18 protein-coding genes and 1 riboswitch are annotated in these 18,957 nt (G+C 59.8%); all 18 genes read left to right on the top strand.

Annotated elements, in window-relative coordinates:
• The first annotated feature begins 42 nt into the window (after positions 1 to 42).
• Positions 43 to 171, top strand: a riboswitch (guanidine-I (ykkC/yxkD leader).
• Positions 172 to 273: 102 nt separating this feature from the next.
• The 18 genes from AC50YL_RS34990 (at position 274) to tilS (ending at position 18,907) form a co-directional block, all read left to right on the top strand.
• Complete coding sequence (locus AC50YL_RS34990; RefSeq protein ID WP_494837994.1) at positions 274 to 1,287, top strand: ABC transporter substrate-binding protein; 1,014 nt, start codon at positions 274 to 276, stop codon at positions 1,285 to 1,287.
• A gap of 6 nt (positions 1,288 to 1,293) precedes the next feature.
• A complete protein-coding gene (locus AC50YL_RS34985; protein ID WP_161747099.1) occupies positions 1,294 to 2,094 on the top strand; it encodes an ABC transporter permease in 801 nt (266 codons plus the stop codon).
• A 61-nt stretch (positions 2,095 to 2,155) separates the two neighbouring features.
• Complete coding sequence (locus tag AC50YL_RS34980; protein ID WP_494837993.1) at positions 2,156 to 3,007, top strand: ABC transporter ATP-binding protein; 852 nt, start codon at positions 2,156 to 2,158, stop codon at positions 3,005 to 3,007.
• Between the two features lie 371 nt (positions 3,008 to 3,378).
• Positions 3,379 to 3,921 carry a stage V sporulation protein T gene (gene spoVT, locus AC50YL_RS34975; protein ID WP_494837992.1) on the top strand — a complete coding sequence of 181 codons (543 nt, stop codon included), beginning with the start codon at positions 3,379 to 3,381 and terminating at the stop codon, positions 3,919 to 3,921.
• 122 nt (positions 3,922 to 4,043) lie between these two features.
• Positions 4,044 to 5,924: a putative polysaccharide biosynthesis protein gene (locus tag AC50YL_RS34970; protein WP_494837991.1), complete on the top strand. Its 1,881-nt coding sequence runs from the start codon at positions 4,044 to 4,046 to the stop codon at positions 5,922 to 5,924.
• A 296-nt stretch (positions 5,925 to 6,220) separates the two neighbouring features.
• On the top strand, positions 6,221 to 7,300 hold the full coding sequence (locus AC50YL_RS34965; RefSeq protein ID WP_494837990.1) for an ABC transporter substrate-binding protein: 1,080 nt from the start codon (positions 6,221 to 6,223) through the stop codon (positions 7,298 to 7,300).
• A gap of 259 nt (positions 7,301 to 7,559) precedes the next feature.
• A complete protein-coding gene (gene yabN, locus AC50YL_RS34960) occupies positions 7,560 to 9,038 on the top strand; it encodes a bifunctional methyltransferase/pyrophosphohydrolase YabN (RefSeq protein ID WP_494837989.1) in 1,479 nt (492 codons plus the stop codon).
• 177 nt (positions 9,039 to 9,215) lie between these two features.
• Complete coding sequence (locus tag AC50YL_RS34955; protein WP_161747095.1) at positions 9,216 to 9,488, top strand: HU family DNA-binding protein; 273 nt, start codon at positions 9,216 to 9,218, stop codon at positions 9,486 to 9,488.
• Between the two features lie 2 nt (positions 9,489 to 9,490).
• The gene (locus tag AC50YL_RS34950; protein ID WP_161747094.1) at positions 9,491 to 9,772 is read left to right on the top strand and encodes an RNA-binding S4 domain-containing protein; all 282 of its coding nucleotides are present in this window, start codon (positions 9,491 to 9,493) and stop codon (positions 9,770 to 9,772) included.
• A 221-nt stretch (positions 9,773 to 9,993) separates the two neighbouring features.
• Complete coding sequence (gene yabP / locus AC50YL_RS34945; RefSeq protein ID WP_494838039.1) at positions 9,994 to 10,278, top strand: sporulation protein YabP; 285 nt, start codon at positions 9,994 to 9,996, stop codon at positions 10,276 to 10,278.
• On the top strand, positions 10,275 to 10,925 hold the full coding sequence (gene yabQ / locus AC50YL_RS34940; RefSeq protein ID WP_494837988.1) for a spore cortex biosynthesis protein YabQ: 651 nt from the start codon (positions 10,275 to 10,277) through the stop codon (positions 10,923 to 10,925). The genes yabP and yabQ overlap by 4 nt, the downstream gene beginning before the upstream one ends.
• Before the next feature lie 22 nt (positions 10,926 to 10,947).
• Entirely contained in the window at positions 10,948 to 11,268 is a 321-nt protein-coding gene (locus AC50YL_RS34935) for an FtsB family cell division protein (RefSeq protein WP_494837987.1), read from the top strand.
• A gap of 277 nt (positions 11,269 to 11,545) precedes the next feature.
• A complete protein-coding gene (locus tag AC50YL_RS34930; RefSeq protein ID WP_494837986.1) occupies positions 11,546 to 12,082 on the top strand; it encodes a S1 domain-containing RNA-binding protein in 537 nt (178 codons plus the stop codon).
• A 402-nt stretch (positions 12,083 to 12,484) separates the two neighbouring features.
• Positions 12,485 to 14,983, top strand: a complete 2,499-nt coding sequence (spoIIE, locus tag AC50YL_RS34925) for a stage II sporulation protein E (RefSeq protein WP_494837985.1) — start codon at positions 12,485 to 12,487, stop codon at positions 14,981 to 14,983.
• A 55-nt stretch (positions 14,984 to 15,038) separates the two neighbouring features.
• Positions 15,039 to 15,545, top strand: coding sequence for a hypothetical protein (locus tag AC50YL_RS34920; RefSeq protein WP_494837984.1), 507 nt, complete (start codon positions 15,039 to 15,041; stop codon positions 15,543 to 15,545).
• Between the two features lie 193 nt (positions 15,546 to 15,738).
• Positions 15,739 to 16,464 (top strand): vWA domain-containing protein, encoded by a 726-nt coding sequence (locus AC50YL_RS34915; RefSeq protein WP_494837983.1) that lies wholly within the window; start codon positions 15,739 to 15,741, stop codon positions 16,462 to 16,464.
• Positions 16,448 to 17,389: a serine/threonine protein kinase gene (locus AC50YL_RS34910; protein ID WP_494837982.1), complete on the top strand. Its 942-nt coding sequence runs from the start codon at positions 16,448 to 16,450 to the stop codon at positions 17,387 to 17,389. The genes AC50YL_RS34915 and AC50YL_RS34910 overlap by 17 nt, the downstream gene beginning before the upstream one ends.
• 81 nt (positions 17,390 to 17,470) lie before the next feature.
• Complete coding sequence (gene tilS, locus AC50YL_RS34905; RefSeq protein WP_494837981.1) at positions 17,471 to 18,907, top strand: tRNA lysidine(34) synthetase TilS; 1,437 nt, start codon at positions 17,471 to 17,473, stop codon at positions 18,905 to 18,907.
• Positions 18,908 to 18,957 lie beyond the last annotated feature (50 nt).

Raw genomic sequence — 18,957 nt, 5'->3', positions numbered from 1 at the left:
GCTCACAATTTCATAGCGGTTCCCGGCCATCATACTTGGGAACAACATGCTGTCTAGGGTTCCGTGACCGTTCGCGGTCAGTCTGGTCCAAGAGGCGGCGTATGGCGCAGCGTCCCGTATTCGCGGGGAACGCGGCTCCATATAACACGGAAGGACAAAAGCCTGGGAGATCTCTCCTTAGGCTTTTTCTTTTTTACCTGGAACGATGCGGCGCTCATCCAAAGGCCGGCGAATCGGATATTCCAGTACAAAGAGATGGGGAGTGGGGAGAACATGAAAGTGTTGAAACGATCGGTTACGCTGCTGCTGCTTATTGCCATGCTTACGGTGCTCGCGGGCTGCGGAGGCGCCAAGGAAGCTTCCTCGGGCGCTTCTTCGGACGATCCCATTACGATTGCGCTGAGCCCATGGCCGGGCTGGTTTTTCTGGTACTTGGTCGATGAAAAGGGCTTCTTCGACAAGCATGGCGTGAACGTCGACCTCAAATGGTTTCCCGTCTACAGCGACTCCCTGCAGGCGCTCTCGACCGGCAAGGTGGACGCGAACAGCCAGACGCTCAGCGACACGCTCGCGCCGGCATCCAAAGGCATCGGCCTGAAGGCCGTCCTCGTCAACGACAACTCCTTCGGCGGCGATGCCATCGTCAGCAAGACGAGCATCGGCTCCATCAAGGAGCTGAAGGGAAAAACCGTGGCGACGGAGCTCGGAACCGTCGACCATCTGCTGCTGCTGACGGCGCTCGCCGAGAACGGCATGAGCGAGAAGGATGTCAACTATGTGAACATGACGGTCAACGACGCGGGTCCTGCTTTCATCTCCGGCAAGACGGACGCATCCGTGCTGTGGGAGCCGTTCCAGACGACGGCGGTGAAAGAAGGCAAGGGCAAGGTGCTCTTCTCCTCCAAGGAAACGCCGGGCTTGATTCCGGATCTGCTCGTCTTCCGCGACAGCGTCGTGAAGAATCGACCGGACGATATTCAGAAGATCGTCGATGCCTGGTTCGACGCCCTCGATTACTTCCAATCCCATCAAGACGAAGCGATCGAGCTGATGGCGAAGAAGGCCGAGACGTCGCCGGAGGACTTCAAGCTCGGCCTCTCCAGCATCAAGCTGTTCACGCCGGAAGACAACGTAAACGCGTTCGGCAAGCGCGACGAATACACGTCGCTCGCCTATACCGCCAAGACGACCGCCGATTTCCTGCAAAAGCTGGACATGGTGGACGAGATCAAAGACTTCGATGCCTTGTTCGATTCGAGCTTCGTAGAAAAAGCCGCCAAGGAGTGATCGCCGATGAACGCGACCAAACGCCGGAAACCCCATACGTTTCAAATCTTCAAGGATATCGGCGGGAGGCCGTTTGCTTTCACGGCCGGCTTCTCCTTCCTGCTGCTGCTGATCGTCTGGTCGGTCTTGAGCTACGCGAAGGCGGTGAATCCCGTCTTCCTGCCGACGCCGGATAAGGTGCTGACGGAGATGATCAAGCTGCTCGGCACCGGCGAATATTGGCATCACATCGGCATCAGCGTGTTCCGGGTATCGGCGGGCTTCATCCTGGCCTGCATCGTCGGCATCCCGCTCGGAATCTTCGCCGGCACGTTCAAGTACGGGGAAGCCTTCGTGGAGCCGCCGATGGAATTTATCCGCTACATGCCGGCCGTGGCGTTCATTCCGCTCATCATGGTGTGGGCGGGAATCGGGGAATGGGCGAAAATCCTGCTCATCTTCCTCGGCTGCTTCTTCCAGCTCGTGCTGATGGTGGCCGACAATACGCGCCGCGTCTCGGCCGATCTGCTCCAGGCTTCGTTCACGCTGGGCGCGGGCCGTTGGAAAGCGATCGAGACGGTGCTCATTCCGGCGATTCAGCCGCAATTAATGAACACGCTCCGCCTCATTCTCGGGTGGGCTTGGACGTATCTCGTCGTGGCGGAGCTCGTCGCGGTCAACAGCGGCCTCGGGTATGCCATCATGAAGGCGCAGCGCTTCCTGAACACGGATCAGATCTTCGTCGGCATCATCGTCATCGGACTGCTGGGGCTGATCAGCGATCGGATCTTCGCTTTCCTGAACCGCAGATTATTCCCTTGGGCGTAAGGCGCCTTAGGCAAATTGAATCGTTGACAAGCAACTCCCGCCAAGGGAGAACGAACGGAGCGTGAGCGCCATGGAAGCTGCCCAGAAACAGGAAGCTTTAGCTTTATATGAAGAGAAAGCCGCCGATTCGACCGGATTAGCGACTGCCGAAGCGGACCGGCAAGGCGAAATCGTCATCGCGGGCTTGGGGAAGGTGTACGCCTCCAAGAAAAGCCGCTTCGAGGCGCTATCCGGCATCGATCTGACCATCGGCGCCAATGAGTTCGTGACGATCGTCGGGCCGTCCGGCTGCGGAAAGTCGACGCTCCTGCGGATCGTGGCCGGCTTGGATGACCTGACGGAGGGCAGCGTGCGGCTGGACGGGGAAGAGGTCGTCGGACCCGGCGCCGAACGGGGCATGGTGTTCCAGGGCTATACCCTGTTCCCATGGCTGACGGTACGCGAGAACATCGAATACGGCCCGAAGCTGAAAGGCGTCTCCACGCTGGAGCGCCGGGCGATCAGCAGCCATTTTCTGAAGGTCATCCGGCTGGAGCAGTTCGCGAACGCCTATCCGAAGCAGCTGTCCGGCGGCATGAAGCAGCGGGTCGCGATCGCGCGGGCGCTGGCGAATCGGCCGAAGGTGCTGCTCATGGATGAGCCGTTCGGCGCGCTGGACGCGCAGACGAAGCTGGAGATGCAGGAGATGCTGCTCGAGGTGTGGGAGAAGGAGAAAACGACCGTGCTCTTCATCACCCATGATATCGAGGAGGCGATCTTCCTCTCCCGGCGGGTCGTCGTCATGGGCGCCAACCCCGGCCGGATCCTGAAGACGTTCGACGTAAAGCTGCCCGCGCAGCGTACGCAGGAGATCCGGGAGCTGCCGGCGTTCCTGTCGCTCAAGCGCGAGCTCGGGGCGCTGCTGAAGCATTGATTCATCATCCCGCGAAAGAGGAGCGTTGCGCATGGAACGTAATGGAAATACAGGTCGCTGGAAAGCGCATTTGTTGACTGTGCTCGGTTTCGTCGTCACCCTGATGTTCTTTCGCCATCCCGCCGCTCGCCTATGAGCGGCGGTTTTTTTATGGCCATCGGCGCCTTTCGCGAAAGCCGTTTTTTCGACCGTCGAAGGACGGCTTTCCGGGTCGGCCGAATGCATAAGAAAATGGGAGGGGATGAATACTATGGTCAGTTCGCTAAACACCTCTTTCAAGGATTCTCTCCTCTTGAATAATAAAGCATTGCCGGCATCACAATCGTCCAGTCGAATTCAAAACCTTCCAAGGAAAGTGGGGCAACTAGAACATGAAAGCAACTGGAATTGTCCGTCGCATCGATGATCTCGGCCGGGTCGTCATTCCCAAGGAGATCCGCCGTACGCTGAGGATACGCGAGGGCGACCCGCTGGAAATATTCGTCGATCGCGACGGCGAAGTCATCCTGAAGAAGTATTCCCCGATCGGCGAGCTCGGCGATTTCGCGAAGGAATACGCGGAGTCCCTCTCGGAGAGCACCAACCACATCACGCTCATCACGGACCGCGACAACATCATCGCCGTCGCGGGCGCGCCGAAGAAGGATTACTTGGAGAAGCAGATCGGCGCCATGCTGGAGGGCTGCATGGAAAACCGCAAAACGGTCGTGGAGTCCAGCGGGGGGTCGTTCGAGGTCGTCAAGGACATCGGCGAAAACTTCAGCTCGTTCGTGGCGGCGCCGATCGTGGCCGGCGGGGATCCGATCGGGACGGTTGTGCTGCTGAGCAAGGACGAAGCGGTCAAAATGTCGCAAATGGAAACGAAAATGGCGGAGACCGCTGCCGGGTTCCTCGCCAAACAAATGGAGCAATAGCACGGGACAAGCTTCCTTGGAGGGATACGACCTTCGGGGGAGCTTTTTTGCTTCGCCGCGCCGGCCCGCCCGCGTTTGGGGTATAATGGGGGGCAGGAGAAGAGACAGGCAGGTGCGGACGTTTGAGGCAAAAGCAAGAACAAGATCGGCGTCGCGGGACATCGTCGGATGTTTCCGAAACGCTTGAAATAAACGAACGGCCTCCGGAGGAGTTCGGCGCCGGGGAGGAAGCCGGCCGCCTGCCCGACGAGGCGGGGCATCCGTCCGGAAGGTATAAAGACGTTGGCGCGACCGGGGGAAAAGGCCCGCGCTTCATGCAGGGCGCCGCGCTCATGGGCGTCGCGATGCTGCTCAGCAAGACGCTCGGCACGCTGCAGAAGATTCCGCTGCAGAACTTGGCGGGCGATCGCGTATTCGGCATCTATAATGCCGTCTATCCCCTGTATCAGCTGCTGCTTGTCATGGTGACGGCGGGCTTTCCCGTCGCGGTGTCGCTGATCGTGGCCGAGCGCGAGGCTGCAGGCGACCGGGACGGCTCGGAGCGCGTCCTGACGGCGAGCGTGTGGCTGTTGTCCGCGGGCGGGGCGATCGGCTTCCTGCTTTTATGGACCGGGTCGCACCGAATCGCCTCGTGGCTGGGCGACGAAGCGGCGGCGAACGCGGTCAAGGCGTCCGCGCTCGCGTTCTGGGTCGCCCCGGCGATGGCGGCGTTCCGCGGCTATTACCAGGGACTTGGGCGGATGCTGCCGTCGGCGGTCTCGCAGCTGTCCGAGCAAACCGTGCGCGTGGCCGGCATGCTGGCGCTGCTGCTCGCGGGCTGGCAGCTCGGCTGGTCCGATGCCCGGCTTGCGGCCGGCGCGACGGCGGGCTCCGCGATCGGCGGTCTTGCCGGGTTGGCGGTAATCGTCGCGTATTGGCTGCGGGAGAAGCGGGTTTCGGCAGACGAGGGATATGCAGCCGGGCTGGGAACCGGGCGGCATGCGCAGTTTGATGAAGCGGGAGAGGCGGATGAAGCGCGGGAGGAAAGGCATTCAAACGCGGATAGGGGGCGCGTTGAGGGACGGGCGAGCTTGCCGGCCTTGATGCGGCGCCTTGCCCTGCTTGCTGTGCCGGTAACGCTCGGGGCGCTGGCGATTCCGGTGCTGAACGTCGTGGACGCGTTCACGGTTCCCCGGCTGCTGCAGGGAAACGGCTTGGGGCAGGACGAGGCGATGACGCTCTTCGGCTTGTACAGCCGCGGCCAGCCGCTCGTGCAGCTGGTCGTCATGGTGGCCGGCGCGATAGGCGGGGCGCTTGTCCCCGCGCTTGCGGGCTCCCGCGCGCGCGGAGACGCGGCGGCCGTTCGGCTGCAGGCGGGCCTCGTGCTGCGCGCCGCGTGGGGCATCGGCGCAGCCGCGTCTCTGGGGCTCGCGGTGCTGGCCGAGCCCGTTAACATGCTGCTGTACGCGAACGATGCCGGCTCGCGGACGTTCGCCCTGGTCGGGTGCACGGCGCTCGCGGGCACCGTCGGCGCGTTGACCGCGGCCGTGCTTCAAGGGCTGGGGGCGGTGCGCACCCCTGCCCTGCTCATGCTGGGCGCGGCCGTGTTGAAGGCGGCGTTCAATGCCGCCCTGGTGCCGGCCTTCGGCACGGCCGGCGCCGCCTGCGCCGGCATCGCGGCGCTCACGGCGGCCGCCCTGCTGGGCTCGGGCGCCGTCGCCCGCGCCGCCGGCGCGGTCGTGCCCGCGCGCAGCGCCGCGGGCATGGGACTCGCACTCGCGGTCATGGCCGCGGTGCTCGTCCTGGCCGAGCGCGGCGGGGCCCCGCTGCTCGGCCTTGCGCTGCCGCCGCGGGCGGCAGCGGCCGCGCTCGCGCTCGGGGGCACCGCCCTCGGCGCAGCGCTCTTCGCCGCCGCCGCGCTGCGCTTCGGCGGCATCGGCGCGCGCGAGCTGCGCGCGCTGCCGGGCGGCGATGCGCTCGCCGCCCGCCTGATTCGTTGGCGCCTGCTGCCCAAAGGCGCCTGAACCGGCCGCCGCTGCGCGATGAATCGAGGCTCTTCTTCCGGAATCCAAGGAAGAAGAGCCTTTTCCATTGGAAATTCATGGCATGTTAGTGGGACATATATGACCTATTTCACTTTGAATCGCATTAAAAATTGTCATCGCGCACAAAAACAAACATCCTTCTTCGTTGTTTCCCCAAACTTGTGTCAACTATATTTACATATACTTCCTCCAACCCTTACGATTAAGCCGTAAGGATCGACCGAGACGGCATAAACGATAGAAGCCGAATGGGATCGGCACACGGGAGGGATACCATGTTTAGACATGTAACAGGCACGGGAATCGCGATGCTGCTTATTCTGCTCGCGCTCGCGGGCTGCGGCACGAACGCGGAGAACGATCCGGGCTCGAATGCCGGGCCGGCTGCGAACGCGGCAACCGCGGATCCGGCCAATACCGCCACTGCGACGGAAGAGCCGGCCGCGGAAGCTCCGGCGAACACGGATCCGACGGATGTCACCTTGATCGAAGGCTGGTACGCGAAAGGCGAGGACGGGGGTTATTTTGCCGCGCTCCAACAAAATTATTATCGAGACGCCGGCGTGAGCATGACGATTACGCCCGGCGGTCCGCAGATCTCCGCGATGACGCTGGTCGCTTCGGGGAAGGCCGACTTCGGCATCTCCTACGCGGACGACATCCTGCTCGCGAGGCAGCAGGGCATTCCGGTCGTCGGCATCCTGGCCGGCTTCCAATATTCGCCCCAAGTGCTCATTCACCATGCGGACGATGAGATCAAGAGCTTCGCCGATATCGGGGACCGAACCGTGTACGTGACGCCGGGTACGCTGTATTGGGAGTACATCAAGAGCAAGTTCAACCTGACGGAAGCGAAGCCGATGGCCTACACGGGCCAGCTGGTCAACTTCATCAAGGACAAGAAATCGCTGAACCAGGGCTATATTACGAACGAACCGTATGCGCTCGCCAACCAAGGGGTCGACGTATCCCTGCTGAAAGTCGCCGACTCCGGCTATGCCAACTATGCCGACGTGCTGTTCACGACGGAGGATTACCTGGCGAAGCACCCCGATGTCGTCAAGGCCGTCGTGCAAGCGAGCCAGAAGGGCTGGAGCTACTATTTGGACAATTACGAGACCGTCAATCCGCTCATCAAGACATACAATCCGGAGGCGACCTTGGACGCGATGAATTACGAAGCGGAGCACGAGAAAGAATTCATTCTGACCGGCGAGACAAAGGCGAACGGCATCGGAGCGATGACGGCGGACAGGTGGAACCAGCTGCAGGATCAACTGATCGAGATCAAGGGCTTGAAGGAGAAGCAGGACGTGACCAAAGCCTTCACGGCCGAGTTCCTGGCGAAACCGTAGTATGATAACGTGCCGGTCAAAAGTACGGGGCAAGCGCATAACCTCCGCGGTGGCGCGTGCATGGTCGCCGGTTCGGCCATCGCATTAACCCGCAATTCGGAATTCGCCCGGCGCATGAATTCAAGCTGCGCGCCAGGCCGTTTTCGCCGGCCTGGCTCCACCTCGAGCGTGATCTCGGGGTGGATTTTTCTGTTCGCGGGAACGGAGTGCTATAATGAATCCAGTTATGCGAGAAATCATTGCCAGGAGGTAACGAACGATGCAACCGACCATTACCGTCGTCGGACTGGGCTCCGGCGACGCCGATCAGCTCACGCTCGGCGCGTGGCGCAAGCTGCAGGAGGCCGCCCACCGCTACGTGCGGACGGACAAGCATCCCATGATGCGGCTGTTCAGCGACCATCAGCTTACGTATCAGTCCTTCGACTCGTTCTACGAGCGGCTGGATTCCTTTCCCGACGTTTACGAAGCCATCGCGGATGCGCTCCTTAAGGAAGCGGCGGCCAAGCAGTCGTTGGTCTATGCCGTGCCCGGCCATCCGATGGTCGCGGAACGCACGGTACAGCTGCTCCGCGAGCGCTGCCCCGAGCACGGCGTCGCCTTAACCATTCTGGGCGGCGAGAGCTTCCTGGACCAAGCATTCACGCGGCTCGGCTTCGATCCGATCGAAGGCTTTCAACTGCTCGACGCCGCCGATCTGAAGCCTTCCCTCATCCGCACGGAGCTGCATACCGTCATTGGCCAGGTATACGACACGTTCACGGCATCGGACGTGAAGCTGACGCTCATGGAGGTGCTGCCGGACGACCACCCCGTCACGATCGGCCATGCGCTGGGCGTGCCCGGCGAGGAACGGATCGTGACCGTGCCCCTGTACGAGCTGGACCGAACGCCGGGTTTCGGCAATCTGTCGCTCATTTGGCTGCCGCGTTCGACGGACGAGCGCCTGCGTAACCGCAGCTTCGAGCGGCTGCACGAGATCGTGGGCATCCTGCGCAGCCCGGAAGGCTGTCCGTGGGATATGGAGCAGACGCACCAGTCCATCCGCAAGAATTTCATCGAGGAGACGTACGAAGCGATCGAAGCGCTCGATAACGACGATCCCGACGGCATGCGCGAGGAATTCGGCGACGTGATCCTGCAGGTCATGCTGCACAGCCAGATGGAGGAGGAGATCGGCACGTTCTCGGTATACGACGTCATTCAGACGCTGAACGAGAAGCTGCTGTTCCGCCATCCGCACGTGTTCGGCGACTCGGCCGCGGGAGACGCGCAGGAGGCGCTGCGGAATTGGGAAGAGATGAAAGCCGAGGAGAAGCGCCGCAAAGGCATCGATCCTTCGAGGGCTTCGCAGCTGGACGGCATCCCGCCGGATCTGCCGGCGCTCATGAAAGCCTACAAGCTTCAAAAGAAAGCGGCAAAGGTCGGTTTCGATTGGGACGAGATCGGCCCGGTGCTGGACAAGATCCAAGAGGAGCTCGGCGAGCTGAGGGAAGCGATCGCGGCAAAGGATGCGGAGGAGCAAGCCGGGGAGCTTGGCGATCTGCTGTTCGCGACGGTCAATGCCGCCAGATTCATCCATGCCGATCCGGAAGAGGCGCTCTCGCGCACGAACCGGAAATTCAAGAAGAGATTTTCATATATTGAGGAGCAGCTTCGTATAAGCGGGCGTTCCTTTGACCAAACTGATTTAATAGAGATGGATCGTTACTGGGAGGAAGCGAAGCGGCTTCCCTAGCAATCCAGAAAGATTCGTCAAAATTCGGCTAATTTCCTCATAAAACACAAAAATATTTTCCAGTCAGGCAGGATTTTTTTGCTAACGAGCAGAATAGTACGTTTTGAGGAAACGAGGCTAACTGGCGGCTTTCGCGCCGCCTACAACCATATTTGAATTAATAGGAGGATTTTTACGATGAACAAAACGGATTTGATCAACAACATTGCAGCAAAGAGCGGCTTGACCAAACGCGATGTGGAATCGGTGCTGAACGGCTTCCTCGGTGAAGTTACGGACGCCCTGGCCGGCGGAGACAAAGTGCAGCTGATCGGCTTTGGCACGTTCGAGACGCGCAAACGTTCCGGCCGCACGGGCCGCAACCCGCAAACGGGCAATCCGATCACGATCGCGGAATCCAAGGTACCAGCGTTCAAAGCCGGCAACAAATTGAAAGACGCCATCAAGTAAGCATGCGTCTGGATAAATTCCTCAAAGTATCGCGTCTGATCAAGCGGCGCACCGTCGCTAAGGACGTCTCCGATCAAGGGCGCGTCTGGATTAACGACCGCGAAGCCAAAGCGAGCAGCGACGTCAAAGCCGGCGACGAGCTCAAGATTCAATACGGCCAGAAGATCGTCACCGTCCGCGTCGAGCGGATCGCGGAGACGACCAAGAAGGACGAGGCGAGCGGGATGTATACTTTGTTGAAGGAAGAATCGCGCCAGCCCGACAATAAGCTCGACTGGCAGTAAGCGCAGGCGGCCTCATCCGGCACCACCGGACGGGGCCGTCTTTTGTTTGCGCGGAATCGCTTGCGCGGGCAAATCCGCGGTTCCCCGGGCGTCGCGCGCGGGCATCCGGCCGTTCATGCGCGCATGGCCCCGGCACGCTTCGGAACAGTTCTAAAACCTGTCCGCCCCTCATAGGCTAGTCTCAGTTACTAGTAGGCTCGTAGAAGGGGGACGGGGCAGTGATGGAGCAGGGGAACAAAACGCAGAAGCGCCAGGAAATCAAAATGCTTAACCGCAAGATCCTTGAGATTACCGGCGTCATGAACGTGGAAAGCTTCGACGTGGAAGAGTTTCTGCTGGAGACGGAGCTTGGCTTCCTGGCGATCCGCGGGCAAAATCTGCACATGAAGCATCTGAGCCTGGAGCAGGGGCTTGTTGCCATAGAAGGGCTTGTCCATTCGCTCACGTATTTGGACGGCAATTCGGCCACGAAGTCCAAGGGCTTGTTCGGGAAGATCTTCAAGTGAGCGTAAGCCTCAGCGTGCAATGGTGGACCATGATGACGATGCTTCTCTCTGGGATCGGGATGGGCATCGTTTTCGACGGCTACCGCGTCGTATCGGACGAGCTTCGGATCAGCCGCATATGGGTGCCGATTTTCGATCTGCTGTATTGGATCGCCGCGACGATCGCGGTGTTTCAGGTGCTTTCGTCGAGCAATCACGGAGAAGTGCGGTTCTATGTGTTCCTGGGGCTTCTGCTCGGCATCGGCTGCTACTATTGGCTGTTCAGCAAGATCACCGTAAGGGTCGTGCAGCTGCTCATTCAGACCGTTCGCGCCGTCACGAAGTTCACGATTAGAGCCTTCATGGTTTTGATCGTGAAACCGCTCGTTTTGCTGTACCGGCTGGCAAGGCTCGTTTTGGCCTTTTTCCGGGCGTTTACTATTTTCCTCTTCAAAATTGTGGTACAATTGTTCCGTCCGCTTTGGCTTCTGCTCTCCTGGATGACGAAGCCGATTTGGAAGCCGGTGTTTCGCTGGTGCAAGAAGCGGGTATATCCGATTATCGCCAAGTGGCGGGTTGCGGAACGGTTTCAAGCGGGCAAGGGCGCCGTGCAGGGGCTTTGGCAGCGCTGGAAGAACCGCAACGACGCCAAGAAGGAAGATGATTAAACTTACGTCAGGGGGTCCATGAATGGCTGCCGCTAACTCGAATGCAGCGTCTGCGAATCGCGCGGGATCGAAACGCAGGCTTAAGCTCTGGTTTATGTTCGTCACGCTTTTCATGGGCTGGGCGCTCTATACATTCATTACGCAGCTTCACCATCAAGGCCAAGCGGAGCAGAAATTGGCAGCCGCGAAGCAGAAGGTCAACGAAGCGACCAAGCAATCGGAGGACTTGAAGCTCGAGCTCAAGCGGCTGAACGATCCGGAGTATATCGGACTGAAGGCGACGCAGGAATTCGGGATGGTCAAGAAGGGCGAGAAACAGATCGATGTCGTCCCGAGGCCGTAGCCGGGCGGCAAAACGGGTATACGTCTGTTGCCTTGCTTCTGCCGTTCGGGTATACTTAGCTTAAGTAACCGCAATTTTTCGAAATATAACAACGTATCCATGCAATGCTGTACATTGCTTATATTTCACAGGGTGACGCTCGCGGTTGCCGTTCGAAGACGGCGCCGGCCTGTTCATCATCTTGGCTTACCTCATTTTTCACCCGCGGAAGCTGCTGGAGCCGCGGATTTCGAAGCGAGATGCTTCTCATAACGGTTAGGGAGGAACATTTTTACCTATGGCAATTGAAGTGGGCGCCAAGTTAGAAGGCAAGGTGACAGGCATTACGCATTTCGGAGCATTCGTCGATTTGTCGGGAGGTGTCACAGGGCTAGTTCACATCTCAGAGATTGCCGATAACTACGTCAAGGACGTTAAAGACCATCTGAAACTGGAAGATGTCGTTACAGTGAAGGTCATTAACGTGGACAAAGACGGGAAAATCGGGCTTTCCATCAAACAAGCAATCGACCGGCCAGAAGGTTCTGCACCTCCTCAGCGCGAGCGCACCGGAGATCGCCCAGGCGGCTTCAACCGTCCGAGCGGCGGAGGCGGAGATCGCGGACCCGGCGGCGGAGGCGGAGGTTTCAATCGGCCAGGCGGCGGTGGCGGCGGACGTCCATTTAATAAAGCCGGCGGCGGCAAACCTGCTTACGGCAAGCCTTCTTTCGAGGATAAAATGTCGCGCTTCCTGAAAGACAGCGAAGAACGAATGTCCTCCCTGAAGAAGAACACGGAATCCAAACGCGGCGGTCGCGGAGCGAAACGCGTTTAATTGCATAGCATCTTTGAAGGCAGTGCCCCATCCGGCGCTGCCTTTTTTGATTTTCCTCTCCCGCTGTGACCTCTTTATGCAGCCCACCTGATAAATATACCCGCCCACGGAAAAAACTTTTCTCTTGTTCTCACGCTATCCCGACAGGTTCGGACGGCGAATCGTCACCGGACGCGCAACAATCGGCCACGCATTTTGTTGAAAGCCTACGCGGCGGAGCGCCGCAGCCCACGCCGTATCCCAGAAACGCCGCAGGATGCCGGTCCGGCGACACGCCGCCGCCCGCCGCGGCGAAATTGTCGGAAAAAACTTTGGCGCTGACAACGCTTTCTGACAAACTTTCTCGTTTGCCCGGCTCTATAATGGCGATACATTATTCCGAAAAGGGTGGTGCTTCACACCATGGCAGCCAAACCGAAAGTCGTGATGTTTCCAGGCATGCGCAAAACAAGCTTCGTGCAATCGGCACTTCATAAAGGGTTGACCCGCACGGGGGCCCTTCGCCTCGCGGGTATCGTCGCCTCGCGTAAATGGACGTTCATTCTCATGGCCGTCGGCTTTCTCCTCGGACGAGCCGTCATTCTGGAATCGCTTACCCCGTTCGCCGTCGCGTACTTTACCGTCATCTACTTTCTGCGAAAGGATCTGCATCTGCCGGTAGCCGCGACGATCATCGCCGGCAGCTGGTTCGCCGTCTCGCCGGATCCGATGTGGATCGCCATGGAGCTCGCGGTCGTCTACTTATTGCTGCGCGGGCTGGAGGCATACGAGAGGGCCGAGCTTTCCTACTCGCCGCTGCTCGTGTTCCTGGCCACGCTGCTCGTGCGGCTGTTCGGGGTCGTCACGCAGAGCTCGCTCGGCTGGTACGAGCTGATGATGGTCGGCGTGGAGGCGTCGCTCGGCTTCGTGCTCACCCTCGTCTTCGTACAAGCCCTCCCCGTGCTGACGTTCACGAAGAAGACCTCTTCGCTCAAGAACGAAGAAATCATTTGCCTCATGATCATGCTGGCCTCCATTATGACGGGAGCCGTTGGCTGGACCATAGAAGGGTTATCCATCGAACACATCATGTCGCGCTATATGCTGCTCCTCTTCGCCCTGGTCGGCGGCGCGCCGCTCGGCGCTTCCGTCGGCGTCGTGGCCGGCCTCATCCTAAGCTTGGCGGATGCCAACGCGATCGTTCAGATGAGCTTGCTCGCGTTTGCGGGCATGCTGGCCGGCCTGCTCCGCGAAGGCGGCAAAATGGCCGTCGCCTTCGGCATGCTGCTGGGTTCCTCCATCCTCGCGATCTACGTGGGGAACCAGACGGACGTGATGGCTTCCACGTGGGAGTCCGTCATCGCGGCGGCATTGCTGATCGCCACCCCCAAATCGATTACGCGCATCATTTCCAAATACGTGCCCGGCACGCAAGAACACGTCAAATCCCAGCATGAGTACGCCAAGCGCGTACGGGACGTGACGGCGCAGCGAGTGACGCAGTTCTCGGAAGTATTTCGTCAGTTGTCCCGAAGCTTCGGGCAATTCGGCGGCAGCACGGACGAGAAGGACAAGCGGGAAGAAACGGTCAGTCACTTCATGAACGCGGCGGCGGAGCGGGTTTGCAGCAGCTGCCACCGAAAAGATCTCTGTTGGGAGGGAAAATTTTATGACACGTACCGAATGATGACGAGCATGATGTCGACCGTGGAGGAAGGCCGCCGCATGGGGCCGAAGGAGGTGCCGAGAGAATGGAGCGTGCATTGCAACAAGACGCATCAGGTGCTTGGGGTGATGCAGCAGCAGCATGAATTGTATCAGCATGATCTTCAATGGCGGAAGCAGCTGAACGACTCGCGTCAGCTCGTGGCGGAGCAGCTGTCCGGCGTCTCGCAGGTCATGGAAGACCTGGCGAGGGAAATTCAGAGGGAAGGGCAGCAGCTGCACTTGCAGGAAGAACAAATCCGAGAAGCGCTGGAAGGGCTCGGTTTATCGATACAGGGCATCGAAGTCATTAATTTGGAGGAGGGGAATGTTGAAATCGAGGTGTACCACACCTTCGGGCAAGGTTATGACGAGTGCCGCAAAATCATTGCGCCGCTCCTCTCCGATATTCTGGGCGAGCCGATCGCCGTCATGTCGGAGAAGCTGCCGGAGAAAGACGGCAGCGCCGCGCTGGTCGTCTTCGGCACCGCCAAGGCGTTCGAGGTGGATACCGGCGTGGCCGGGCTGGCCAAAGGCGGGGATTTGCTGTCGGGAGACAGCTTCAGCACGGTCGAGCTGGGCAACGGCAAGTTTGCCGTGGCCATCAGCGACGGCATGGGCAACGGCGAGCGGGCGAAGCAGGAAAGCAGCGCGGCGCTGACGATCCTGCAGCAATTGCTGCAGTCCGGCATGGACGAGAAGCTGGCCATCAAATCGGTCAATTCCGTGCTCCTGCTTCGGTCCTCGGACGAAGTATTCGCAACGGTCGACGTAGCGCTGATCGACATGTATTCGGCGAAGACGACCTTCTTGAAAATCGGATCAACGCCCAGCTTCATCAAGCGCGGGAACGAAGTGATTCCGGTCTCGGCCAACAATTTGCCGGTAGGGATATTGCAGGACATTGACATAGATCTGATTCGCGTACAATTGCAGCCGGGAGACACGCTCATCATGATGACCGACGGCATCTACGATGCGCCGGGACATGCCGTGAACAAGGAGATGTGGATGAAACGGGTCATCCAAGAGATCAAGACCGACAACCCGCAGGAGATTGCGGACGCGCTTCTCGATACGGTAGTACGGTACCACAAAGGCGACATTGTGGATGATATGACGGTTGTCGTCGCAAGAGTGGACAAGCATCAGCCCGAGTGGGCGACATTCCGCTGGCCTGGTAGAACCACGGTCGAGCGTCCGAGGACGGTGAGCTGAGATGAATGGATATAAATTGATGCGAGGCGCATTTTTAAATAGAGGCACGGCAGCGTTGAACGGATGGAACGAAGCGGCGGAGGAGCGCGGAGTCAAGGCGCAGCGGAGGCGGACGCGCATACGAATGCCGGAGGACCGGCAGCCCGGGCGGGAACATTGGGCGCTCCGGGTGCCGCCGCCGCCTGAAGCGGAGGAGCGAGAACGGGTAGTCGAGCTGCGGCGATTCGGCCAAGCACCCGACATCCCGCAGCCCGCTCGAACGACGCTCGAACGTCAACGACAGAGAGCGGCGCCTGACATCCCGCAGCCCGCTCGGGCGACGCTCGAACGTCAACGACAGAGAGCGGCTCCTGACGACTCGACGCGGCGCGATGCGCTCCATCGCAAGCGTCCGGATGAATCAATCGGTCTCCGCCCGCTCAAACAAGCACCTGACCTTCAGCCGTTCAAACGCGTCTCCGAATCCGGTCAGCCGAAGCGAATGTTCATTGCCCGGCAGCGCAAACGAACGCCCGGTTCCCGGCCGCCGGAGCGCGTGCCGGCCATTTTGCGGGACCAATGATATCGGGGTCGTCCGATCCGCCTCATAGAATCGAGAGAATCGCAAGAAGCCTGCCGGCCCGCGGCAGGCTTCTTGTGCCGTGTACCCCGAGAGCAGGATTAGCCTCTTCTATTTATGGCAATGCTGATAGAACGAGTGCTAGCCAGCAACAGCTGCCAAGCGTTTTAATCTCAAGCTTTTGGGGGAATGTACAATGAGGCAGATTCTATTAGTGACGGACGGATGCTCCAATGTCGGCGTCAGTCCGGTAGTCGCGGCCGCGCAGGCGTATGCCGCCGGGATTACGGTCAACGTGGTCGGTATCGTCGATCAAGGCGATCTGGTCGAATTCGGCACGACGGAGATCGAGGAAATCGCCAAGGCCGGCGGCGGCTTGAGCCGGCTTTCCCATACGCGCCAGCTATCCCAGACGGTTCAAATGCTCACGCGCAAAACCGTCGTGCAAACGATTCAGCATGCCGTGCACCGAGAGCTGAAGCAGGTGCTCGGCGCCTCTTCGATCGAAGAGCTTCCGCCGGAGAAGCGCGGCGAAGTCGTGCGCGTCATCGACGAGCTCAGCGAGACGAGCGAGCTTCGGGTGGCCTTGCTGATCGATGCCAGCGCCAGCATGAAGCCGAAGCTCCAAGCGGTCGAGGAAGCGATCCGCGATCTGGCGCTCAGCTTGCGCTCGCGGCAGGGCGGCAGCGAGCTTTCGGTGTTTCATTTTCCCGGATCGGCATACGGCGAAGACTGCAGAATGGATCTGGATTGGACGGCGGATATCGGCGGCGTGAACGCGATCTTTCCGCGTCTGCAGATGCGCGGCACGACGCCGACGGGTCCGGCGATTTTGCATGTCATTGATTTTTACCGGAAAGCCGATTATGGTAATAGGAAGAATGATGAAACGGACGGGATGATGAGTGACTACGTCGTTTGATTGGAGCCTGCCGCGCGGCACGCTGATTCGGGGCAAATGGAAGCAGGGCGCGTACCGGGTCGAGAAGCCGCTCGGCGAAGGCGCCAACGGCAAGGTGTTCTTGGTGGAGCGGCAGCGGTATTTGTATGCCCTCAAGCTCGGCGCCGATGCGGTAGACCTGCAGTCAGAGGTCAACGTGCTGCAGGCGATAGCCGGGCAGAAACGCAGGCTGGGCTCCAAGTCCGGCGCGTTTCTGGTCGATGTGGACGATTATCAGGCCGCGGATGGGAAGGACTATCCGTTCTATGTCATGCGCTATATCAAAGGGATGACGTTAGGAGACTATCTCGAGCGCCAAGGCAAAGAATGGCTACCCGTGGTCGGCTTCCATCTGCTCGGCAAGCTGGCGGAGCTGCATGAAGCGGGCTGGGCGTTCGGCGATCTTAAGGTGGAGAACGTCATCGTCGAAGACTACGGCCGCCCCGAGCTCGTCGATTACGGCGGCGCCACGGCGTTCGGTAAAGGCGTCCGGCAGTTTACGGAGATCTACGACCGCGGTTATTGGAATGCCGGATCGCGCACGGCGGATGCGGGCTATGACCTGTTCTCGTTCGCCGTTCTTTGCGTTCAGCTTTACGAAGGGCGCAGGCTGGCGCAGCTGTCGGCCGGATTGCTGCCGCAGACGCGGACGCAGGAGGAGCTGGCGAAGCTCGCGGCGACGAGCCCGCAGTTGAAGCCGCTCAGCGGCTGGCTTCGCAAGGCCTTGTACGGCGAATTCCGCAACGCGCGCGAAGCGGCTGCCTCCTGGCAGCAATGGATGCACCGGCCGAACCGCGAGCGCGGCCATGCCGGCGCGCCGGCGCCGCGTTGGATGAAGGGCTTGTTCGCGCTCTCGGCAGCGGTCCTCGCGACGACGGTATATTGGCTGCTGCGCTCGGGGCTCTAACGAGAGAGAACTCGCGATTGCTTCGGCAGTGCGAATTCAATAGATTACCGATACTCTAGCGAACCGGTACTGCGGGAAGGAATGAAAGAAGTGGACGAATGGCTGAGCGAGTTGACGGAACTTGCCAGGGAAGAGAGGCTTTGGTCGTCGGGCGACACGCTGGTCGTCGCCGTCTCCGGCGGACCGGATTCCATGGCGCTGCTGCATCTGCTCCACCGTCTCTCGGTTCCCGAACGACTGACGCTGGTCGCCGCCCATGTCGACCATGGATTCCGCGGCGAGGAATCCGCGCGGGAAGCGGAGACGGTCAGGCAGTACGCCGCCATGCTCGGCGTTCCCTGCGAATCTACCTTTATCGACATGCCTGCTTATATAGAAGAATCGCGCATGAACGGCCAGGCCGCTTCCCGCGAGAAGCGCTATGCCTACCTTCATGGCGTTGCCCATACATACGGAGCGTCGCGCATCGCGCTCGCCCACCATGCCGACGATCAAGCGGAGACGGTCCTCATGCGAATCATGCGCGGGACCGGTCTTGGCGGACTGGCCGGCATCCCGATTTCGAGATTCGAAAAAAACGTGGAACTTATTCGGCCGCTTTTGCGTAAATACAAGGCAGACATCCTGCGCTACTGCGATTTGTGGGCCGTCCCGTACAGTCATGATAGCAGCAACGGGCATAAGCATTATTTTCGCAACGTTGTCCGGTTGGATATCCTGCCGTACCTGTCGGCGCATAACCCGCAATTCCCGCAGTCGCTCGTCCGATTGGCGGAGCTTGCGGCGGCCGAGGACGACTGGCTCGCGCAAGAAACGAAGGCGGTTTACGAACGCCATGTGCTGCCTTACCGCGAAGGATGCCAATTGAACCGCAAAGCGCTGCTCGGTCTGCACGTCGCTTTACAAAGGAGATTGATTAAACTAATATTGAGTTATATTGGCTTGGAAACGGAAACCACTTCATTCGAAAGCATAGAAACGATACGGCTTGCAGCCCTCGAGAGCGCAGCCACGACGTGGAGCTTCGATGCAGGCGGCGGCATCCGGTTCGTGCGCGAGTACGACAATTTGCTTTTTGTCCGTTCCTCGGGGGAAGAGAGACCTTCGGACGGATACGCTTACGAAGCGGCGGAAGGAACGACTTCCTTGCTGCTGCCCGAAGCGGAAGGGATTTTGACGTTCGAAGCGATGGCGGCATCGGCTGCGCAAGGTCCGGGAAACCGGCTGGAGGCGCTGTTCGACGCCGACGCGATTCATTACCCGCTCACGATACGAAACCGGCGGCCCGGCGACCGTATGGCGGTGCTTGGTTTAAACGGCACCAAAAAAGTACAAGATATGTTCGTTGATGATCGTGTTGCTCCCTCGCGCCGCGAGGTACTGCCGATCGTTGTCGACGCCAATGGATTGGTGATATGGATTCCTGGCATTCGCAGATCGGCCTCGGCTCAAATCACGGATTCGACACGACGCCTCATTCGCATGAAAGCGCGGTTTGCGTCGGATTTTACCGTTTGACCCATTTGTCCGAATAAGATGCGCGGAACCATTCATAGTATAGGCAAGAA

The organism is Paenibacillus sp. J22P277 (assembly GCF_059383675.1).
The sequence above is the reverse complement of the archived record's forward strand: the minus strand, read 5'-3'. Positions and strand labels throughout refer to the sequence as shown.